Origin of the sequence: Staphylococcus schleiferi (genome assembly GCF_025558325.1) — a bacterium.
GTDB classification, from domain to species: Bacteria; Bacillota; Bacilli; order Staphylococcales; family Staphylococcaceae; genus Staphylococcus; species Staphylococcus schleiferi.
On sequence record NZ_CP094712.1, the window covers coordinates 2388717 to 2411847 of the forward strand.

Annotated in this window: 16 protein-coding genes, 1 tRNA gene and 1 pseudogene; 8 read left to right on the plus strand and 10 right to left on the minus strand. The window is 37.5% G+C overall.

Annotated features, from left to right (window positions below):
* Positions 1 to 2: 2 nt before the first annotated feature.
* Together MUA40_RS11365 and treP are read right to left on the minus strand one after the other, a co-directional pair.
* Entirely contained in the window at positions 3 to 1637 is a 1635-nt protein-coding gene (locus tag MUA40_RS11365; RefSeq protein WP_037559368.1) for an alpha,alpha-phosphotrehalase, read from the minus strand.
* Between the two features lie 31 nt (positions 1638 to 1668).
* A complete protein-coding gene (gene treP / locus MUA40_RS11370; RefSeq protein ID WP_016425603.1) occupies positions 1669 to 3111 on the minus strand; it encodes a PTS system trehalose-specific EIIBC component in 1443 nt (480 codons plus the stop codon).
* A gap of 423 nt (positions 3112 to 3534) precedes the next feature.
* Between treP and MUA40_RS11375 the strand changes: the two genes are divergently transcribed.
* Both MUA40_RS11375 and MUA40_RS11380 read left to right on the plus strand, forming a co-directional pair.
* Positions 3535 to 3885 (plus strand): transposase family protein, encoded by a 351-nt coding sequence (locus MUA40_RS11375; protein ID WP_155976581.1) that lies wholly within the window; start codon positions 3535 to 3537, stop codon positions 3883 to 3885.
* Positions 3881 to 4036 (plus strand): annotated as a pseudogene (locus MUA40_RS11380) (transposase); the annotation flags it as partial. The gene MUA40_RS11375 and the pseudogene MUA40_RS11380, both read left to right, overlap by 5 nt.
* A gap of 316 nt (positions 4037 to 4352) precedes the next feature.
* Here the strand turns inward: MUA40_RS11380 and MUA40_RS11385 are convergent.
* The 3 genes from MUA40_RS11385 to gltB form a co-directional block, all read right to left on the minus strand.
* Positions 4353 to 4445, minus strand: a tRNA-Ser gene (locus MUA40_RS11385).
* 56 nt (positions 4446 to 4501) lie between these two features.
* Entirely contained in the window at positions 4502 to 5968 is a 1467-nt protein-coding gene (locus tag MUA40_RS11390) for a glutamate synthase subunit beta (RefSeq protein WP_016425604.1), read from the minus strand.
* Positions 5969 to 5980: 12 nt separating this feature from the next.
* On the minus strand, positions 5981 to 10483 hold the full coding sequence (gene gltB, locus MUA40_RS11395) for a glutamate synthase large subunit (RefSeq protein ID WP_167732979.1): 4503 nt from the start codon (positions 10481 to 10483) through the stop codon (positions 5981 to 5983).
* Between the two features lie 120 nt (positions 10484 to 10603).
* Here gltB and gltC point away from each other — a divergent pair, with 120 nt between their 5' ends.
* The 4 genes from gltC to MUA40_RS11415 all read left to right on the plus strand — a co-directional run bounded on the left by gltC (position 10604) and on the right by MUA40_RS11415 (position 15838).
* A complete protein-coding gene (gene gltC, locus MUA40_RS11400) occupies positions 10604 to 11482 on the plus strand; it encodes a glutamate biosynthesis transcriptional regulator GltC (RefSeq protein WP_262569596.1) in 879 nt (292 codons plus the stop codon).
* An 11-nt stretch (positions 11483 to 11493) separates the two neighbouring features.
* Positions 11494 to 12600, plus strand: a complete 1107-nt coding sequence (locus tag MUA40_RS11405; RefSeq protein WP_016425607.1) for a YibE/F family protein — start codon at positions 11494 to 11496, stop codon at positions 12598 to 12600.
* The gene (locus MUA40_RS11410; RefSeq protein ID WP_016425608.1) at positions 12597 to 13352 is read left to right on the plus strand and encodes a YibE/F family protein; all 756 of its coding nucleotides are present in this window, start codon (positions 12597 to 12599) and stop codon (positions 13350 to 13352) included. The genes MUA40_RS11405 and MUA40_RS11410 overlap by 4 nt, the downstream gene beginning before the upstream one ends.
* A 218-nt stretch (positions 13353 to 13570) precedes the next feature.
* On the plus strand, positions 13571 to 15838 hold the full coding sequence (locus MUA40_RS11415) for an ATP-binding cassette domain-containing protein (protein ID WP_126496136.1): 2268 nt from the start codon (positions 13571 to 13573) through the stop codon (positions 15836 to 15838).
* A gap of 121 nt (positions 15839 to 15959) precedes the next feature.
* Here the strand turns inward: MUA40_RS11415 and isaB are convergent, their stop codons facing one another.
* On the minus strand, positions 15960 to 16478 hold the full coding sequence (gene isaB, locus MUA40_RS11420; protein ID WP_016425610.1) for an immunodominant staphylococcal antigen IsaB family protein: 519 nt from the start codon (positions 16476 to 16478) through the stop codon (positions 15960 to 15962).
* A gap of 492 nt (positions 16479 to 16970) precedes the next feature.
* Here isaB and MUA40_RS11425 point away from each other — a divergent pair, with 492 nt between their 5' ends.
* Positions 16971 to 17246 carry a hypothetical protein gene (locus MUA40_RS11425; RefSeq protein ID WP_016425611.1) on the plus strand — a complete coding sequence of 92 codons (276 nt, stop codon included), beginning with the start codon at positions 16971 to 16973 and terminating at the stop codon, positions 17244 to 17246.
* 87 nt (positions 17247 to 17333) lie between these two features.
* Here the strand turns inward: MUA40_RS11425 and MUA40_RS11430 are convergent, their stop codons facing one another.
* Positions 17334 to 17930: a TetR/AcrR family transcriptional regulator gene (locus tag MUA40_RS11430; protein ID WP_126496137.1), complete on the minus strand. Its 597-nt coding sequence runs from the start codon at positions 17928 to 17930 to the stop codon at positions 17334 to 17336.
* 149 nt (positions 17931 to 18079) lie between these two features.
* On the opposite strand from MUA40_RS11430, the gene MUA40_RS11435 reads away from it, so the two are divergent.
* Positions 18080 to 19357, plus strand: a complete 1278-nt coding sequence (locus MUA40_RS11435; protein ID WP_016425613.1) for a YhgE/Pip domain-containing protein — start codon at positions 18080 to 18082, stop codon at positions 19355 to 19357.
* Positions 19358 to 19644: 287 nt separating this feature from the next.
* On the opposite strand, the gene MUA40_RS12205 is transcribed toward MUA40_RS11435, so the two are convergent.
* From MUA40_RS12205 to MUA40_RS11450, 3 genes are all read right to left on the minus strand, one after another.
* Positions 19645 to 20826 carry a LysM peptidoglycan-binding domain-containing protein gene (locus MUA40_RS12205; RefSeq protein ID WP_016425614.1) on the minus strand — a complete coding sequence of 394 codons (1182 nt, stop codon included), beginning with the start codon at positions 20824 to 20826 and terminating at the stop codon, positions 19645 to 19647.
* A gap of 258 nt (positions 20827 to 21084) precedes the next feature.
* Positions 21085 to 22227, minus strand: a complete 1143-nt coding sequence (locus MUA40_RS11445) for a bifunctional cystathionine gamma-lyase/homocysteine desulfhydrase (protein WP_126496138.1) — start codon at positions 22225 to 22227, stop codon at positions 21085 to 21087.
* The gene (locus MUA40_RS11450) at positions 22220 to 23125 is read right to left on the minus strand and encodes a PLP-dependent cysteine synthase family protein (RefSeq protein WP_016425616.1); all 906 of its coding nucleotides are present in this window, start codon (positions 23123 to 23125) and stop codon (positions 22220 to 22222) included. Before MUA40_RS11450 ends, MUA40_RS11445 begins: the two co-directional genes overlap by 8 nt.
* Positions 23126 to 23131 lie beyond the last annotated feature (6 nt).

Here is a 23131-nt window from a genome sequence, read left to right on the forward strand (position 1 = left end):
CACTACCTGATTGCCACTACTATTACTGAATAAGGTGCGACTATATTTTCTTCTATTATACCATTTTGCATCACTATTGAACCATCCAACTGCAAGTCATCAGGTAACAAAGCTTTTTGCGAGGTCATATTAGCCACTAGAAGCCACTTTTCTTCTTTATAATTACGTTCATATACAAAGAGTTGCTCATGCTCTATATAACGAGGGACAACGTTACCATACGTCACAATATCACAATCATGACGTAATTCTATAAGTTTCTTATACGTATAAAGTATAGAAGAAGTGTCTTCAAGAGCTGCTTGAACATTAATCTCTTTATAATTATAAGAAAGATCGATCCAAGGTGTGCCCGTGGTGAAACCAGCATTTTCATCTGCATTCCACTGCATAGGTGTTCGTGAATTATCACGAGATTTCTGACCCAAGATAGTTAAAATTTCTCTTTCTGAATATCCAGCTGCTCGCATTTCTTGATAGGCATTTATTGATTCTACATCTCTATATTGATCTATAGATTGAAAATGGGGATCTGTCATACCAATTTCTTCACCTTGATAAATATAAGGTGTGCCTTGTAAGAGATGTAAAACAATTGCTAATGTTTTCGCGCTACGTCGTCGCATTTCTTCATTATTATCTTGTCCAAAACGCGATACTACTCTTGGTTGATCATGATTACACCAAAAAATAGCATTCCATCCTCCACCTTCATAAATACCTGTTTGCCAATCCATTAAAATCTTTTTTAATTGCTGCAAGTCAAATTTTTGATTCGTCCATTTTTCTCCTTCTTTATAATCCACTTTTAAATGATGAAAATTAAATACACTATTTAATTCTTGTCGTTCTGGTTGCGTATATTTTATACAATGTTCTATTGTTGTTGAAGACATTTCTCCAACTGTCATCATTTCCTTATTACCGAAAGTTTGTCGATTCATTTCATGAATATATTCATGAACATGAGGTCCATCTGTATAATATTCTTTTCCTGTTTTTTCAGAATCTTGAAGTGCATGTTTTGAAATTAAATTGATAACATCAAAACGAAAACCATCCACACCAAAATCAATCCAGTAATTAATCATTTTATAAAGCTCACGCCGTACATCAGGATTATCCCAATTGAGATCAGCCTGTGTCACATCAAACAAGTGTAAATAGTAACTATCGGTAGTTTGGTCGTATTCCCATGCATTTCCGCCAAATTTTGACACCCAATTTGTAGGTGGTCCCTGCTGAGATTCACGAAAGAAATAATAATCTCTATAAGAATTACCTTTAGAAGCTTTAGCTGCTTTAAACCATTTATGCGATGTAGAAGTATGGTTAATAACAATATCCAACATGATTTTAAGGCCTCGATCGTGTGCTGCATCTACCAACTTTTTCAAATCACTTTTCGACCCAAATTGTGCATTAACTTGATAATAATCTCTAATATCATAGCCATTGTCATTCATTGGAGAATCATAAATAGGTGTAATCCATAAATAATCAACACCGAGAAATTGCAAATAATCCAACTTTTCAATGATACCTTGAATATCCCCTATTCCATTTCCTGTTGTGTCATTAAATGACTTGGGATAAATTTGATAAACAACTGATTTTTTCCAATCTTGTTGCGCCATAGTTATTCCACCTCTATCCATTATCGAAGATTCAGCTTGATTCATGAGCCCCTACCTTATCTTTCTTCTTATAAGCTTTCAAATGTGAGAAAACAATAGTAAGGGTTGCGGGTAAAATCATAGAAATCAACGTTGCAATGCTATAAACACCCCAGAAACTAGCTTTTATTGAGAGAATTGCGGGAACTCCACCTACTCCCACTTTACCCAGCACACCAGAGCCCCCAACAAGCATTCCAGTGAACATCGTCGTCAAAATTGCTGCAAAGAACGGATATTTAAGTGGTAAATTCACACCAAACATAGCTGGTTCAGTGACACCTAAAAATCCCGATATTCCCGAAGTAAACGCTAAACCTTGTTCCTTAGTTAATTTACGTCTTTTATAAACAAACCATGCGCCAAATGCTGCTGAACCTTGTGCAATATTGGAGAGAGCTAAGATAGGCCATAAATAAGTTCCATCGAGTTGACTACCCATTAATTGAAAATCAACCGCTAAAAACATATGGTGCAACCCTGTAATGACAAGAGGTGCATAAAGCAAACCGTAAATACCTCCGCCAAGCCATCCTGCATTTTCAAATAAAAATTGCACTCCCTCTGTAATTCCTGTTCCAATCCATAATGCGATAGGACCAATAAACAAAAATGCTAAAAATCCGGTTACTAATAAAGCCACAGGCCCTACAACTAATAATTTTATCGAGTCATGAACAATTCGATTGAGTGCTTTTTCAATTCGAGCTAGCACATAAGACGCTAATAATACAGGCAAAACCTGTCCCTGATAATTTAGCTGCTTAATTTCTAACCCAAAGATATGCCACTTTGGTATTGTATCGACTTTGCCTATATCGTATTGCGAAAGTAGTTGTGGATGCATTAATACTAGTCCCAATACAATGCCTAATACAGGACTTCCCCTAAACACTCGCATTGCACTCCACCCTACAAGGGCAGGAAGAAATATAAAAGCAGTGGTCGCGATAACATTTATGATATTCGCAAAATCAGCAATTAGAGGAAAGCGCTCAATCACAGAAGGTGTGCCCCCTAATCCTTTCATAGTAAGCACGTTGTTTACCCCTAAGAGCAAACCAGCTGTAACAATAGCAGGTAAAATAGGTATGAAGATATCAGCAAGCAATTTAATCAAACGTTGAAATAGATTACCCTTTTGTATGGCTTGTTCTTTTGCTTCTTCTTTTGAAATTGCTGTTGCTTGCGTTTCATCTATTAATAATCGATAGGCTTCATCTACAGTCCCAGGTCCAATAACAATTTGATACTGATTATCTGCTTTGAATTGACCTTTAACTAAAGGGTTTTGACTTAATTTACTTTTATCGACTAAGTCGTAATCCTTCAAAATTAAACGTAAACGTGTGACACAATGTGTTGCTGATTTTATGTTCTCCTTCCCTCCTATTGCTCTAACGATGTTTTGTATATCCACTTTGTTTACCGCCATTTTTACCACTTCCATTCGTTCAACTTGTATAGACAATTATAACTTGTATATACAAGTTATGTAAAGGCTTACATTAAATATCAAGAATTCACATTGCTTTGGTTTATTCTTTTGAACAATAGAAGGGTTTCTGACTCTGTAGTATTTGCATTGAAAATAATTTAATTCAAAGACAAGCATAATACAGACATATGTAAGTGGCGTTTTATCTCAAAATCTTTTATATTCAAAAGACAATAATGTATCAACGTTATTAGTGCTTTTACTCATTATTAAGTTAGAGGTAAGATGCTATAAAAAAATGGTTCTTCATTTTTTATGGTGGGATGACATAAGTCATCCTGCTTTTTTGTACAAAAATAGCGCAAATGCCTCTATAATTTTAAGTGACTAAACTAAAAATAAAGGAGACATATTGCGCCTATGTGTAATGATATATTAAAGTTACTAAAAATTAAAGATAATAATATTAAAATCACTAAAGTTGAAGAAGATGTAGTTATTAGAGGTAAGAAATCTAACGTCATCTTTGGTACCCTTTCATACAAGCCTATGACTTGTCCTCACTGTTATCATACGAATCCAAACCGAATACACAAACACGGAAAACGTTTATCGCGAATTACTTTTTTAAGATTCCAAGAGATAGCAGTGTATTTAAATCTGTTAAAACAATGTTTTAAATGTATGGATGGAAAGTGTTACGCTTCTACAGAAAGTATGAGGATATCATTGCTTATACGATTGGAACCCCTCAATTCAATAAGCGATTGAAGGAATTAATCAAAAAGTTAAACTGATTAAAAGAGTTTCATATGGCTATCGCAACTTTTATAACTTCAAAAATCGCATTTTTATTATTTTTAGACTGTATAAAAGACCAAAGAAAAAAACAATGCCACTTTTCAATAGTGAAATTGCTTAAATAGATTGCGTACCGAGTCGAGACTCCCGAGGCATAGAGCCGAAACCGAAAATCCATTTTGGCTTCTTATGAGCTACAATAAAAGCCAAAATTAGTTGAGGTAAGGCGCCTGGGAAAGCGAGACTCGAAGAAGCAATCGGAAGTTTGCGACTTAATTATTATAGACACATAACCACCATATAAAGTGTACAGCCGAAAAAATTAAACTGATTTTAAAAGACTCTATACGCCTCATTTTTACATACAAAAAAGCCAAACATTCAACCGCATTGAGTGTTTGGCTTTTATATCTATTAGTCTTGGATTTTACTTATAATGGCGGAGGAAGAGGGATTCGAACCCCCGCGAGCCGTTAAGCCCCTGTCGGTTTTCAAGACCGATCCCTTCAGCCAGACTTGGGTATTCCTCCGTGTAACGAGCACATAAATATATTATTATAGCTCGTTCACATTGTCAACAAGATTTTTACAAAAATGATACAAAACTTTTTTCATTAATAAATTGATGGACTGAAGCGGCCACTTCACGCCCTTCTTTGATTGCCCAAACGACTAAACTTTGACCTCTTCGTGCATCACCAGCTGCAAAGTATTTCGCTTGGTTTGTCTGATAATCCTTAGTATCAGCCGCTATTTTTTGTCGTTCTACTTTCAAATTTAAGGCATGTGCAAGTCGGGGTTCTACACCTTCAAAACCAATTGCAAGTAACACGAGATCCGCAGGGATAAAAATTTCTCGGTCGTCACCTACGATTGTACCGTCAGCTCTATCTTGTTGAACTTGGGCATAGATTCCACGCACATTTCCGTTTCCATCCAAATCAAAGCGCATCGTTTGAATACCATATGCACGGGGTTCCTGACCATATTTAGCTTCATACTCTTGGTGTGCATAATCTTTTTTCAATACAGGTTGCGCTAATGGCCAACTGTAATTCATTTCAAAACGCTCTGGTTTTCGAGCTTTACGGTTAAATTGAACAATAGAATCACAGCCATCGCGCAATGCAGTTGCAACACAATCGGCGCCTGTGTCTCCATCACCGATGACAACTACCTTTTTCCCTTTTGCTGTAATCGTTTGTGTATCCAACTCACCTAATAAAAGCTGTGTTTGTTCAGTTAAATAGTCCATTGCGAAGTGAATACCTTGCCCCATACGTCCTTCAAGTGGTAAGTCACGTGCTTTTTCAGCACCTGTACAAACAATAATAGCGTCATATTGTTGATCCAACTCATTTTTAGTAATGTCTTTTCCAACTTCCACATTACATTTGAATGTGATACCCGCTTCTTCTAACAAACGAACACGTCGAAATACAACCTTTTTATCTAGTTTCATATTAGGAATACCATATGTCAACAAGCCACCGGGTCTTGCATTTTTTTCATAAACGACAACGGTATACCCTAATGTGTTGAGTTCTTCAGCGGCAGCTAACCCAGCCGGGCCACTTCCGATGATCGCAATTTTTTCATCTCGTCGTTGTTCTGGTTGACGTGCTTTGACCCATCCTTGCTCAAACGCTTCATCAATGATTGTTCTTTCAATACCTTTAATAGCGACAGATTCGCGATTAATCTTCATTACACATGAAGCTTCACAAGGTGCCGGGCAAACATACCCTGTAAAGTCAGGAAAATTATTTGTTTCTGATAAACGTGCATAGGCATTTTTAAAGTCACCGCGGTAAGTGAGATCATTCCACTCAGGTACATAGTTCCCGAGTGGACACCCAACCGTTTCACGCCCTACGAGTTCACCGACCTGACAGAATGGCGTACCACAATCCATACAACGCGCCCCTTGCTGTTGGGCCTCTTCTTTTGTAAAACGTGATTGATAGGCTTCATAGTTTTCAATACGTGTTGTTAAAGGAACTTCCGCGAGCTTTTGTTTGTGATATTTCATAAAACCTTTAAATTCACCCATAGTTAGCCTCCTTTAGTACACTGGAATACGTTCTTCTTGCGCAGTTTCTTGTATAGATCCTTTATCATTGAAAGCAGCTAATAGCGCTTCATCCTGTGAAGTCGTCCGTTGCTGATGATAATGGATTTTTTGCACCATTTTCTTATAATCTTTAGGAATTACTTTTACACATGCTTTTAATTTCACATCAAAATCAGATAAAATGGTAGCCGCTTTTTGACTGTCTGTATATTTCAAGTGACGTTGAATCATCGCTTTTAGCATTTCTTTCTCTTCCTCATCCACAACTTCATCAAAATCAAGTGAATCCAGTTGATTTTGTGTTTTGAAAGTGGCAACATCTGATGGGAAAATGTAACTCACACCACCACTCATACCTTGACCAAAGTTTTTACCTACATCACCTAAAATGACTACACGGCCCCCTGTCATATATTCAAGACCATGATCTCCTACACCTTCGACGACAACGTGGACACCGCTATTACGAATGCAAAAGCGTTCGCCCGCACGACCATTAATATAAGCTTCTCCTTGCGTTGCACCATAAAAACAAACATTACCTACAATAATTTCATTTTCACGTGCAACATTCGGCACGTTGATAACAATCTTACCACCTGATAGCCCTTTACCTACATAGTCATTTGCGTCTCCAGTATGTTGAAGCGTCAAACCTTTCGGCATCCATGCCCCTAAACTTTGACCGCCGTGTCCTATTGTTTTTGCAACAATGGTATCCTCTGGTAAGCCTTTCAAACCGTAATTTCGCGTAATTTCACTACCTGTGATCACGCCCACATTCCGTTGTTCATTTACAATTTCAAATTGTCCTACAAAGTGTGTTCCTGCTTCAATATGTGATTTTGCGGCTGGCAACAACTGGTTCAAGTCAAAACCATGTTCTAATCCATGCTGTTGTTCAATCACTTTTGTACGTGTACCTTCATTTTGATGAAGTAAAGTTTCTAACTTCATCTCTCTTGCTTTAGGATGATGATAAGCGACAGATGAACGTTTGAGTAAGTCTGTACGTCCTACAAGTTCATCCACTGTTCGAATACCTAGTTCAGCCATGATTTCTCTTAATTCTTCGGCAACAAACCGCATATAATTAACCACATATTGCGCTTTACCGGTATAAAGCTTACGTAAATCACCATTTTGTGTCGCAATACCTACTGGGCAAGTATCTTTGTGACATACACGCATCATGATGCATCCTAGAACGACCAATGGCGCTGTCGCAAATCCAAACTCTTCAGCACCAAGCATACAAGCATAGGCAACATCTCGTCCTGTTAATAACTTTCCATCTGTTTCTAAACGGACACGTGATCGTAAATCATTCAACATGAGGGTTTGATGTGTTTCAGCAAGACCTAGTTCCCACGGCAATCCCGCGTGTTGAATACTCGTTTTTGGCGAAGCACCTGTTCCGCCATCAAAACCACTGATGACAATTTTATCAGCGAATGCTTTTGCCACACCGGCTGCAATTGTTCCGACACCAGATTTAGAAACCAATTTAACGGTAATATCCGCCTCACGATTAACATTTTTCAAGTCATGAATTAACTGTGCAAGGTCTTCTATAGAATAAATATCATGATGAGGGGGCGGTGATATCAAACCGATTCCCGGCGTCGAACCTCGAACTTCTGCAATCCACGGATAAACTTTACTGCCTGGTAGCTGGCCCCCTTCCCCTGGTTTAGCACCTTGCGCAACTTTAATTTGAATCTCTTTCGCATGTTGTAAGTAATGGCTCGTCACCCCAAAACGGCCTGAGGCAACCTGTTTAATCGCACTTTTATAATCACGACCATCTTCTCTCTCTTCGTAACGTGAGCGTGCTTCTCCCCCTTCACCACTATTACTTTTTCCGCCCAACTGATTCATGGCTTCTGCAAGTGTTTGGTGGGCTTCTTGAGAGATAGAACCATAACTCATTGCCCCTGTTTTAAAGCGTTTAACGATTTCGTCGACCGCTTCAACCTCTTCAATATCAATTGATTGTTGTGCTTTAAATGTAAATAAATCACGAATGTGACTACTTGTTTGTTCGTTCGCCACTTTAGAAAAAGCTTTAAACTGTGCATAGTCATTCTCGCGACAAGCATGTTGTAACAATCGTATCGTTGTCGGATTAAACGTGTGATGTTGTCCTTGTTGTCGCCATTGGAAAGTGCTTCCTGGGTCAAGCGTTTGACCTTCCACCGTTTGACGTGCTTTATTTTCTGCATCTAAAGTTTCAATTGAAATACCTGATAATTTCGAAGTTGTCCCTGTAAAATATTGATCAACCAGTCTCTCAGATAACCCTACTGCCTCAAATATTTGAGCGCCTTGGTAACTTTGTACCGTTGAGATTCCCATCTTAGCCATCACTTTAATCAGACCTTCAGACAGTATCGCATTATAACGTGCTACATTTTCAGCAACAGTGCCCTCAAGACGTCCTTGTGTCGTTAAATCAGCAATCGTATGTTGTGCTAAATAAGGCACTACTGCATTTGCACCGTATCCAACTAAACAAGCGAGATGATGTACTTCACGCGTCTCCCCAGAACTCACCACTAAGCTGGTTTGCATTCGTAAGTTTTCACGAATAAGGCGCTGATGTATAGCACTTAAAGCCAATAAGGCAGGCATAGCAAAAGTATCACTTTGACGAACATCACTGTCATCTAATACAATGACTGTCGCCCCGCGTCTTACTTCTTGAACCACACGATTTCCTAACGCTTCTAATGCCACTTCCAGATCCTCTGTATAGCCGGTTGAAAGATAGGCTGTTTTTAGTGTTTTAGCAACTTCATCCAATTGTGCATGTGTGAGGACAGGATGCTTTAACTGAACGCGTTGTAACGCCTCTGGACTAGGATTCAACAAGTTCCCTTCTCCGCCTAAATAACTGAGCTCACTTGTAACAATTTTTTCTCTATAAGCGTCTATAGGCGGATTCGTCACTTGTGCAAATAATTGTTTGAAGTAATTGAATAGTGACTCCGGTCGATGATTTAACACGGCTAAAGGGGCATCGTAACCCATCGCACCAATGGGATCTTTACCGCCTGACACTAATTCCGTTAAATATTTATCTAACTCTTCTTTTGTATAGCCGTATCGTTTTTGCATCGCGAAAGCTTCGTCTGTTGACAATTTATCGCCTTGATAAGGAATTGTTTCCAAATTAAGGTTAAGTTGGTTTGTTTCAAGCCATTCTTGATACGGATATTGTTGTGCGATTGTTGTTTTCAGTTCATGGTTTTCAATCACTTTATGTTGATTAAAATCGACTAAAAGCAATTTTCCTGGGTTCAACTGTCCTTTAAATGCTACGTCTGCTTCATCTACATCAACGACACCGACTTCCGAAGAAAATACAATTTCGTTCTGCTTTGTAATCGTGTAACGACCCGGTCGCAAACCATTTCTATCTGTAAGTGCCCCTAATTTGTCGCCATCGCAAAACGAAATCATAGTTGGACCATCCCAAGGTTCCATTAAATAGCTATAAAATTCATAAAAGGCGCGAACTTTCGGATCATTGCTTTTGTTATATAGCCAAGGTTCCGGAATGAGTAGCATGGCTGCTTGCTCCGGCGGCATCGCTAAACTTAAAAATTCAAGCGCATTATCGACAATTGCCGAGTCGCTTCCTGTTTCATCAAGTATCTCTTCCACTTTCTCGTGTTCTTCACCAAAAACAGTCTCGATTAAACGACGTTGACGTGCACGCATCCAGTTCACATTTCCTCTAATTGTATTGATTTCACCATTATGCATAAGCAAGCGATTCGGATGGGCGCGTTCCCAACTTGGAAAAGTATTCGTACTGAAACGAGAATGTACTGAACCGAACTTCGATACATAGTTCTGTTGTTGTAAATCGATATAAAGACGTTTAATTTGATCTGAACGTAACCATCCCTTATAAACGATTGTTCGACGGGATAAGCTTGTAAAATAAAGGTCCAAGCCCTGTTCGTGACTATACTTTTCAATCTGTTTGCGAGAAAGATATAAGGCCCGGTCGAAATTTTGAGCCTTCTGGTTTGAGACAAAGATTTGCTGAATGGCTGGCATCGTATCCGCTACACGTGTAGCTAGGCACGTTATATCAACGGGCACTTCACGATAACCCAACACTTGCAACCCTTCACTTTCAAATATGGATGCAAATGCTGACGCGTGTGGAGTGTCAGAAATCAAGTCTCGCGCAAACATCATTCCAACAGCATAGGCCCCTTCATCAGGAAGTGAAAATGATGTCACTTGGTTAAAATATTGATATGGAATCTCAGTCATAATGCCCGCGCCATCCCCAGTAATACCATCTGCACTAATTCCTCCACGATGATCTAAGCGGCGCAACATTTCTAAAGATTTTTCAACAATAGCATGGGAACGTTCATTATTCATGTTGGCATAAAAACCGATACCACATGCATCGTGTTCTTCGCGACTGTCATAGAGTCCAATTTTTGTATAGTTAGAATTATTAGACATTTCTGACACCTCTCTTTAATAGTATTCTAACTATAGCGGAATCCTATTCATCACATCAATATATACTTGAGATGAAATCTATCTCATTTTGAGATAATATAAAAAGAAGGGGGAATATTTATGGAGCTTAAACAGTTGAAATACTTTGTAGAAGTGGCTAAACGCGAACATATTTCAGAAGCGGCACTCGAACTCAATGTTGCACAATCGGCAATTAGCCGACATATGCACAACTTGGAAGTCGAGTTAGGAACTTCGCTTTTTTATCGCAGTGGCCGTAACATTTTCTTAACGACTGAGGGGAAACAATTATTAAAACATGCGCAATCAATACTTGAGCAAGTGGACCACACGTTATCTCAATTTCAAACACAAGTTCAACAAAAGCAAAGCGTTTTTACAATTGGCTATGTCAATGGTTCAATTGGCCAAATTTTACCGCAAGTGTTACAAACCATCGAAACAGAATTAGCTTTATCGCTTGTACCTGCCTTATTAGATGAAGAAACAACTTTACCTGCCTTGCAATCACAAGATATCGACTTAGCACTAACAACAGCGACCATTCATGATAATACACTAGAAAGCCTACCCCTTTTTGAAGAGACCTATGTGCTTTATGGGGACACACACGCCCCAATCATGAACGTTCCTAATCCACCGCTCAGCTATATACTCAAACAATCTTTGTACATACACGAGCCTTTGCCTACTGACTTAAAATTATATTTAACAACACATGCTGAGACACCCGTACATATCATTAATAATCCGCAATTTGCGCGATTTATTTTACAAAATCAAAAAGGCTTTGTACTTGCACCTACCTTCATCAACTTATATAGTCAAAATCAACAGTGGAAAAAATTTTCATTGTCACATACAGATATAAAAAAAACATTTCACCTTGTATATCGACGAGATTTACAAAAACCATTATTAAATGAGGTCATTAAAATTATAATGACCCATACACAACAACGTTCGATTTATCACTAAGGAGACTTATTATGAAACAAAAACGTCATTTATGGTATTACTTTATCGCGATTTGTATTATTCTCGCGTTATTGGCAATTCTCTTCACTCGAGTGAACACCTCTTTTTATCGCATTCCGATTGGAGAAGTCGTTCATGTCGACCAACATCACAGCGAAAAATCTGTTGATGATCAACATAATCGAGACACTAAATATCATGATGTCCTGAAAATTAAAGTTTTAAATACATCTAAAAAGGATCAAATTGTACACGTCGATCACTTATATAACGCTTCTCAAACCGAAGCACAAGCTTACCAAGTGGGTGATAAAGTACTACTCCATATAGATAAAGCAGGTAAAGATAACTTTATTATTGAAAAGAAACGTGACACTGTGATTGTCACAATTGTAAGCTTCTTTCTTATTGCACTACTCATTGTGGGGCACCGCATTGGCTTGCAATCGATTATTTCATTATTGATTAATTCTGTTGCGATTTTACTAGCTATTAGCTTGTATCACGCAAATACGAATCTTAATTTGTTCCTATTGATGTCCGGAGCCGTAGTTATTGCAACCACCTTAACGCTTTGGCTCGTCATCGGTTGGTCTATGCGTACCATTGTCACCATTCTTAGTACCTTGTTAGGCACCTTTATTTGTATATTTATCGCGTGGTCTGTTATTTCACTCACAAATAGCCAAGGGATTAAATATGAAACTATGAGCTTTTTGACAATTCAACCTAAAACAGTCTTTTTAACCTCTGTTATGGTAGGGACTTTGGGTGCAGTTATGGACGTGGCTATTACAATATCTAGTGGTATGTATGAAGTGCTACAACGGGCACCTCATATTTCAACTGAGCGTTGGGTTTTGGCCGGCCGTAATATCGGACAAGATATTATGGGAACAATGACAAATATTTTATTATTTTCTTATCTTGCAGGTAGCCTCCCAATGCTCTTACTTTATTTAAAAAATGGGAATACCCTGACCTATAGTATTTCTATGAACTGGTCTTTAGAAGTTTCACGGGCTATTACAGGCGGTATAGGTATCGTCTTAACGATTCCATTAACAATCTTACTCATGCAAGTATGGTTGAAATGGTTAGGAGGCAAGCATCAATGAACGCAATTGTGATATTAAGTTTATTTTTACTCATACTGATGCTCGTTTTTGGAGGCCGCAGTGGCTTTGTATCGTTTTTAACACTGTTTTTAAATTTTATTGTACTTTTCATTGCGATATTATTTATCGTATTTCGCGCGCCCATTTATTTAGTCACGTTTGTCTTTTGTATCATCATCGCTGTCATTAATCTTTTTCTACTTAACAAGTTCAATATAAAGACACTGGCAGCGTTCATTTCTAGTATCGTGACAACGTTATTAATGATTGCAGCGATTTATCTCTCTGTTCACTGGGGCCATTTACAAGGTTTTACGCAAGAAGAACAAGATGAAACCTATGTCTTTTCATTGAATATTGGGATTGATATGGAGCAGTTTATGATTTTTACAGTCATTCTCGCCGTCATTGCTGCAGTGATTGACTTAGCCATTACCATCAGCTCGCCTGTTTTTGAGTTACACGAAGCGAATCCTTCATTAACAAAGCGCGAACTCTTCCAATCAGGTATGCGTGTAGGGCGCGAAATATTAGCCACTTCAGCGAATACGATTTATCTCGCATTGCTTGGTGGCTCAATGACGATCGTCTTTTGGTTTTTCAATTTGCACTATAGTTTCGGTCACCTGATTAATGCGAAATTATTTGCACAAGAACTAGTGACTATCGTATTAGGTGGTATTGCCATTGCCATTTGTATTCCAATTACTTCTATTATTACTGCATGGCTAGTGAAACAATATCACCACTAAATGATCCTTATACAATTTCAAAAGCGTAAAGCAACAGGTGCGAGGCTGGGACATCATTCCCGGTCTCGCCTTTTCTTGTTTGAGTATATATTGCGTTAAACCTTCTCCCTCTAAAAAGCGCGTTTAGAACACTACTTATGCCCAGGTTCTCGCCTTTTAACCGCTCAATTATTAATCAAAGCGCGTTTCGGGTAAAACTTATGACGAGGTGAAAAATAATGACAACGATTCATATCCACGGTGCACGACAAAACAACTTAAAAAATATTCACGTCAATATTCCTAAACATCAGCTGACGGTTGTCACAGGAAGATCTGGTTCTGGTAAATCGTCACTAGTTTTTAATACAATAGCAGCAGAATCCGAACGCTTATTAAACGAAACCTATTCAAGTTATATCCAACATCAACTCACACAATATGAAAAACCAGCCGTCGATCAAATTGAAAACTTACCCGTCGCAATGGTCATTAATCAGAAAAGGCTTGGCGGTAATTCTCGCTCCACAGTGGGCACAATATCAGATATTTATGCTTCTGTACGCTTATTATGGTCCCGTATCGGCGAACCTTTTGTTGGATATTCTGATATTTTTTCTTTCAATCATCCAAACGGAATGTGCGAAACATGTCAAGGACTTGGCTATGTTGAAGATATTGATTTAAACGAATTGATTGATTTCAATCGTTCTTTAAATGAAGGTGCAATACGTTTTCCTTCTTTCAAGCCAGACAGTTGGCGGGGAAAGCGTTATCGCTATTCTGGATTGTTTGATAATGATAAAAAGTTAAAAGATTATACAGGCGAAGAACTTGATACATTTCTTTATACAGAACCGACACGTTTGAAAAATCCTCCTCCAGAATGGCCTAAAACTGCAAAATTTGAAGGATTAATTCATCGTTTTCGTCGTTCATTTTTAATCAATGATAACTTTGAGAAAAAACGCTTTCTAAAAGATGTTCAGCGCGTCGTTCATCAACATACATGTCCTGATTGTCAAGGCCAACGCCTCAATCCAAAAGTGCTCAGCTGTAAAATCAACGGCTTAAGTATTGCAGATTTTACTGCATTAACGATAGATGAAGCGCTCCTTTTTTTAGAGCAACTTCAAAGTGACAAAGCCGCCTACATTATTGCACCATTAAAAAATCAGCTTCAGGCCTTACATGACATCGGCCTCAATTATTTAACATTAAATCGTGAAACGCCTACATTATCTGGTGGAGAATCACAACGTATTAAACTGATTCGCCACCTGAATACACCGTTGACAGATTTAGTTTATATTATTGATGAGCCGAGTGTCGGGTTACATCCTGCAGATATTGAAAAAATCAATGAAATCATGCTGAATATACGTGACAAAGGCAATACAGTGATTATTGTCGAACACGATCCTGATGTCATTAAAATTGCGGACCATATTATCGATATCGGTCCAGGGGCAGGAAAAAATGGTGGACAAGTTACTTTTGAAGGGACTTATGAACAACTCAAAAAATCAAACACAGATACAGGACGTGCATTGATGCGCACACATCAACTTAAGCCAGCAGTCGCTCACTACCAAGATTGGTTTCATCTCAATCATATCAGTCATAATAATTTACAAGATGTGTCTGTCTCTATTCCTCAAAATGCACAGACTGTTATTACCGGTGTAGCAGGTTCAGGAAAAAGCTCTTTAATTAAAAGCGGCTTTGCACAAAACCCGAATGCAATTTTTATCAATCAAAAAGGTATTCACGCATCTAGCCGCTCCAATTTATTGACGTATATGGGCGTATTTGATGAAGTTCGTGCCTTTTTTAGTCAAAACACAGGTTTGAAAAAGGCGATGTTTAGTTACAATTCTGATGGCGCTTGTCCAAATTGCAACGGTAAAGGAGTAATCAAAACAGAACTTGCCTTTATGCCATCATTTTCTCAAACTTGTGAAGTATGTCACGGTACGCGCTACCGTCCAGAGGTATTAGAAGCAAAAGTCGAAGGGTATTCTATTGCAGATGTATTAGCACTCACTGTCGAAGAAGCCATCTCACTTTTCAAAGATGAGACGACCATTTCAAAATCTTTGATTGCACTCCAAAAAACAGGTCTAAGCTATATGACTTTAGGACAATCATTAGATACATTATCTGGCGGTGAAATCCAGCGATTAAAACTGAGTCGCTATATGACCGATCATGTTTCAGGAAAAATTTTTATTTTTGACGAGCCCACAACAGGCTTACATGAAGATGATATTCCTATTTTACAACAACGATTTGAACAACTTGTTCAAGATGGAAACACTGTGATTTTAATCGAACATAATTTAACAATGATGACCCAAGCAGATTGGTTAATTGATATTGGCCCGGGCGCTGGTACACGAGGCGGTCAGATTTTATTTAGTGGCCCGCCTCAACGATTAATTGAAACGACGCATTCCGCAACAGCACAACATCTTGCCGACTATATCCATCGTCAGTCATTTTAAACTTTCATCTAATTTACGAACATGTGCATTATTTTTTAACATAAAAACATGGGTATGAGACTATGAAATCAAACTGATTTTTGGCTCACACCCATGCTTTTTATAACATTATTATCAATAATTAGGCCATACTACCTTTTGCTTTAATCACGATAGAATTACCTGGGTAAAACGCAACTTGTGTTGTTTTAGCATCAAAAATTTCTCCAGATTTTACATGATCGCGAATCGCTTTGTCACTATGCTCTACTTTATCGACAAGTAATGTCAGATTAACTAATTTATTATGGTCATCAATGCCGATAATGACATCATTTTTTTCGTAATATGTGATGCCTTTTTTCGCATAATATTTTTTCAAGTCTTTTCCAAGTGCTTTTTCCACATCAGCACGTGTTGATTGACCTACTTTTAAACCTTCATATTTAAAATTATCTGCTTTTAGTGCTTGATAAAAGTTTTTATCTTCTAAAGCATTATTAGACTTATAATTAAATACACCTTTGTAAGTGTAGTATGGGGCTTTTTGCGCTGTTGCCGCATGCGCATCCGTAGGCAGTTGTGCCCCTACTGATGTTGCACCTAATAGTGCCCCCACAGATAAACTTGTTGCAATGACTACTTTTGTCATTTGATTCATTTTGTATCACTCCTCTATATTTCTCGACACAATCCAAATTGAATAAGATTACTCAATCATTCTCATATTAATCAAGTTCAAAAATTTACTCAATTTGCCTACAATTCAATCATTGATATATTAAATTGTTTCTTGATTAAATGATAACAAATTCATGTCATACTTTCACTTACAACAGTTTACGCTATGCAATATCCCTTTTCATCAGCCCTGAGTTGGGTATTTTAGCCACTTTAGTATATTAAATGATTATTAGAACGCGAAAAATGATATCGTCCACATCCATTTCAAGTTTCTGAAAAGTCGCTTAACTCACACTATATAAAAGACACTAAAGGTGGATTGATTGATAAAGCATAGCCCATTACGATTTGCTTAAAAATGGCGATATTTAGCAGTGTGTAGAGGTTATAAACGCACAATGTATAGATAAAGTTATCAAAAATGGTATACTATGTATCATAATTCAATATAGATGGGGGTTATCATTCTATGGCAAAAAAACCTAAAAAAACGTTAAGTCTCTTATCAGGCGCATTGTCTGGCGCGAGCATCATTGTCGATGCTTACAATACTTATATCTATCGTTCAAAAAACAAAAAATTGAGCTATATTTCTATCGGCATCGGTGTAGCAGATGTACTGCTTGATTTTTACTTGTCATTCGGTGCTAAAAGCAAAGCTGGAAAAGCATGGTCTATGTTTTCAATAGGACGCCAAGTCTATAGCTCTGTGCAAAAACTTAAAGAAATTCAAGCACGTTCATAATTTGTGAGAATGAGGCAGCTGACTTGGATTGCGCACAACTTGCGACTAACAACTGCGCAATCCAAACGTCACCTGTCTCATGATTTTTTAATGATAAACTTCATAAATAATCCGCCAAGGCCCTTGATACATCAATTTATAAATATTTTCGACTTGTTCATCAATTGTACTTCGTGCCTCATCTAGCACCCAAGTACGCATTAGCGACCACATACTCCCCAAAACAAAAGCATGAAAATATCGAAATGGAATTCCTGCTATCTCCTTATCATTAGGTAACAAACTCTTCAAATTAAGCTCAATCATTTCTCCAATCTTTTGTTCAATTTCATAATTGCGCCCCATAGTTAATAAAACGCGATACCGATCAAGATCGTCGTGCATGATTGTTAAAACTGCGCGTGGAATCTCTTTGAACACAATTGCTGCTTCCTCAGCATTCTCGACTGCTTTAAGACGCATAATTTTTTCATTAAAATTGATTTGCATCTGCTCAATCATTTCTTGTTCAATTTGATCGAGTAAATCATACTTATCTAAATAATGCTGATAAAATGTAGCACGATTGATATCTGCAACATCTGCAATTTGATTCACGGTAATTTTATCTAACTTTTCCGTTTTCAAAAGTGTAATCATCGCATTTTTTATTGCCGTTTTCGTTTTACGAACTCTTCTATCCATCAAAATAATCTCCTTTAAACAACAATTTTATACTATGTGTTGGTTAATCAGCACTTTGCCATCAATTGAACATTGTATCTATTTTAATATCTATTATAATAACATCACGAACAATAAACAACACAATGTTGCTTAAAGGAGGTCATTTTATGAGTAATCGTAAATTATGGATTGTACCGCTCATTACGGGAACCATTTTATTAATTTTAGCTACTGCATTTTATCCTGCATATAACCCAAAACCTAACAACGTTCCTATGGCGATTGTTAATTTAGATAAAGGGACACACATACAAGATAAAGAAATCAATATTGGTAATAAATTAACAGAAAAATTGAAAGACAACAAAAAAGAAGAAATTCAATGGCATGAAGTCAAAGATGCCAAAAAAGCGCAAGATGAAGTACGTAAAGGAACTTACGCTGGCGCAATTATTTTGGAAGATCATTTTTCAGAGCATGCTTTAAGCCCTGCTCAAACAACCATCATGAAATCTAAACAAAAAGAACTCCAACAACAAGTTGAAGAAGGTAAAATACCACCTCAACAAATTCAAAAAATAAAAGCGCAAATGGAGAAAAAAGGACAAAAAGCACCTTCAAAAATAGAACAAGCCCAAATCAGTACTTACATTGATGAAGGGGGTCAAGGTCAACTTGCAAATGTAACAAAACAAGTCTTGAAACAAATAGGCACGAATATTAATCAGCAAGTCAGTCAGCAAAATGTTCAAGCACTCGCTCAAAGTAACGTCGATATCTCAGCTAAACAATTCGAACAGTTTTCTAACCCTGTCAACGTTGATCAGCATACATTCCATCCTATTGCATCACATCAAGCTAATGGTAATGCAGCTATGGTACTCTTTATGCCTGTATGGCTTGCATCAATGATTACAGCTGTCGTATTATACTTTAATTTCAAAAACAGAAGTCAAATGTCATCTCGACGTCGTCAAACTTTAACAGGCGCATTAACTATAGGTATAGATCTCATCGCAAGTTTTGCTGGAAGTTTTGCATATGTCTATTTCCTAAGTTACGTTATGAATTTCAACTTTCCAAATCCATTCGTAACCGCAAGCTTTATTGGTTTAGCTATCTCTGGTTTCTCATTGCTTATCTTAGGATTAATGGTTTGGATTGGTATTCTTGCAGCACCTGTATTTTTAATATTGGTATTCTTTTCTATGCAAGCCATTTTATTACCTATTCATATGGTACCTAAATTTTATCAACAATATATTTTACCGTGGAATCCTTTCAAATTATACACAACAGAGATTAAAAATTTAGTTTACCTACACCAACCATTAGAATGGAATTCAACAATTATTGTATTAATCAGTTTTATTCTATTTGGCATTATCTCAGTGTTAATCAGTCACTACACTAAAAAACACATTCCTTATGTTAATACAATTTAAATTAAAATATTTAACATTTAAAGGATGCCCTCTAACCATACAAATGCGTTAGAGGACATCCTTTTATGATAATCACTTCACACGGGACAAAAATGCATTTAATTCATTGTCCCGTATAGCTTGAATCGTTTCGGATGATAAGTTAGTTAACCGAAGTAAAATGAAGAGACCGCTCTTTTGTATGAAAAATAGGACTGGTGAGCCAATCAATCACTAGCCCTATTGAGTATAGAGCCAAAAAAAGAGGATTCCATTCATCAGTATGATGAGTGAAATCCTTTTATATATTAATGGATATATTTAAAGTTCGCTACATTGTAACTTGGCACTGTACGATAAGTCAGTACACCTGGTCCAGCAGTGAAATTCATTTCAGAAACTAAAATACTGCCATCTGGATTCACACGTTCAACGTATGAAACATGACCATAATAACCTAAGTCTGATTGTAAAATTGAACCTACTGTTGGGTTGCGGTCAATTGTGTAACCGTCACGCGCTGCATTATCGTCCCATGCATTAGCATTCCACCAGTAAGTACTGATACCTAAACCAGCTTCCTTACGTTTGTTAAATACATACCACGTACATTGACCCCAGTCATAGTAATTTTCATGATTAAAGATTGGTGTTTGGTATTGGCGGTTAGGTGCTGTTGTTGTACCTGTAGAAGCCGCTGAACCTGAAACCTTTAATTTTTGACCTGGGAAGATTAAAAATGAATTTAATCCATTTAATTGCATAATGTTTTGATACGTTGTGCCATATTTTGAAGCGATTAACGATAATGAATCGCCTGGCTGTACTGTATAATATGTTGTCGCACCATTAGTTGCTGGTTTTGCAGGTTTAGATGGTGTTGTATGGTTAGGTGCAGATGCTGTACCTTTAACTTTCAATTTTTGACCTGGAAAAATTAAAAATGAATCCAAACCATTTAGGTTCATGATATTTTGATAAGTTGTCCCATACTTTGAAGCAATAAGTGATAATGAATCGCCTGGTTGCACTGTATAATATGTAGTTGATCCAGAAGTTTTAGCCGGTTTTTGACGACTTGGTGTAGAAGCAGTTCCACTTACTTTCAGCTTTTGACCCGGATAAATCATAAAGCTATTTAAACCGTTCAATTGCATGATATGTTGATATGTCGTTCCATAACGTGCGGCAATACTTGATAATGAGTCACCACTTACCACCGTATATGTTGATGAATTCCCCGAAGATGACACATGATTAGATGTACCCGCAGTACTTCCTGATACTTTTAATACTTGGTTCGGAAAGATTAAATTGGAACTCAAGTTATTATAAGATTTAAGTTGTGAAATCGTAATGTTGTATTTTGTTGCAATAGACCAAAGCGAGTCACCTGCTTTAACACGGTATGTTGAAGCATTGGCATCCGCGGCTACCATTGCAGTAACAGCTGAAGTCCCTATCACTGCCGCAATGATTTTTTTATGCATTGATTTCCCTCCTTATTTAAGATAGTCATTATAAACACACCTATACATTGATAAAGTATACACCTAACACTATAAAAAATATATTTCCGTTATATGACATTATCATTACAAAAAGAAGCTAAGGTAGAACATGACCTTAGCTTCTATAACTCCTTAAATATCAATTTATTAGATATATCTTAAATATACATCATTCGATGGCCTATTTTATAAATACAGTCGACTTTTAACAACCTGTATTTCAAACACATACCTATTTTACAGCTGATCTAATGTCTGTTTTAAATCTGCTACAATATCATTCGTATCTTCAATACCTAAAGATAATCTAACTAACCCATCAGCAATCCCTTCTTTAGCGCGTACATCTGCAGGTATAGATGCATGTGTCATAAGACTTGGTACAGAAATTAAACTTTCCACTGCGCCTAAACTTTCCGCTAATGTGAAATATTGCGTTTGTTTAACCAAATATTTCGCTTTTTCTACATCAGACACTTCAAACGAAACAATACCTGTCGTGCCGTCCGCTTGTGCTTGATGAATTTCATAATTTAAGTGTGTTGTTAGACTTGGATGGTAAACAGCTTTAACATTCTGATGTTGATTCAGCATTTCTACGACAGCTAAGGCATTACGTTCAATTTGATCCATACGCAAACCTAAAGTTTTAATACCACGTACAAGAAGATAGCTGTCTTGTGGTCCAAGCACACCACCCGTAGAATTTTGAATAAAACCAATACGCTCTGCCAAGTCATCGTTATTAACTGCGACTAAACCTGCAACAACATCACTATGTCCACCTAAATATTTAGTAGCTGAATGTACCACAATATCAGCACCTAAAGTAAGTGGTGTTTGATAATAAGGTGTCATAAAGGTATTATCAACCACAGTCAATAATTGATGTTGTTTTGCTAATTCGCTCACTGCTTGAATATCAGTCACTCTCAATAATGGGTTAGACGGTGTCTCAATAAAAAGCATTTTCGTTTGATCATTAATTTTTGCTTCGATGTTTTTAACATCTGTTGTATTTACAAAATCAAATTCGATGCCATATCTTGTAAAGACTTTTGTCATGGCACGATATGTTCCTCCATAAACATCTGACCCGACAATAATATGATCACCTTGATCTAAAAGCATTAAGACTGCACTGATAGCCGCCATACCTGAACCAAAAGCAAAACCGTGTTGACCATGTTCTAAATCTGCAATCAACGATTCTAGAGCAGAACGTGTTGGATTTGCGGTACGTGAATATTCATAACCTTGTCTTAACGCACCGATTGCATCTTGTTCGTACGTACTTGTTTGATATATCGGTGTCGTTACTGCACCTGTATATGGATCTGTCGTATTTCCACCATGTACTAATAATGTTTTTTTATTCATTTAAATCTCCTCCATATTGAAATATTTTTTTCGACATATAACGGTCACTTCCATCCGGAAAAATGACGACAATCTTACCCTTTTGAATACGTTGCGCCACTTGAAGCGCACCTTCTAACGCTGCACCCGACGAACTCCCCGCTAATATCCCTTCATATTTGGCGAGTTGTTTCACATGTTCAAATGCCACTTCGTCAGAGACCACTTCAACGGCATCAATCCATTCTTTTTTCAAAAATTGAGGCCATACCTCTACACCGATGCCCTCAGTATCGTGGCTTCCCTTTTCTTGTCCACTTAAAATAGATCCTTTTGGCTCAACAACAACGGATTTAACATCATAAGGTTGTAAAGCTTCAGCGACACCAGAAAACGTGCCTCCCGAACCTGCCCCTGCCACAAAGTAATCCAAATTCGGTATCGCTTCAATAATTTCTACCGCGAGCGTCTCTCTGTAGGCGCCTGGATTATCTGATGTTTCGAATTGGTTTGTATAATACGCACCTGTACGCTTCGCAAAGTTTTCTGCTGCTTGACGCGCACCTAACATCCCTTCATCTTTCGGTGTACGATAAATACGGGCGCCTAATGCGCGCATAATATCAATTTTTTCCTCTGAAAACCCTTCTGGCGCAAAAATGACACATTGGATTTGATACTGGTTTGCGACGATCGCAAGTCCTATACCTGTATTACCTGCAGTGGCCTCTACAACCGTATCTCCAGCTTGAATTCGTCCTTCTTCTATCGCATGTTCAATTAAATACTTTCCAAGTCGATCTTTTACACTGCCTCCCGGGTTATACATCTCGAGTTTCGCATAAATTTGAACATCGTCATTACTATAATGTTCTAATTGCACAAGCGGTGTATGTCCAATTAAATCGAAATTCCTCAAAATTGC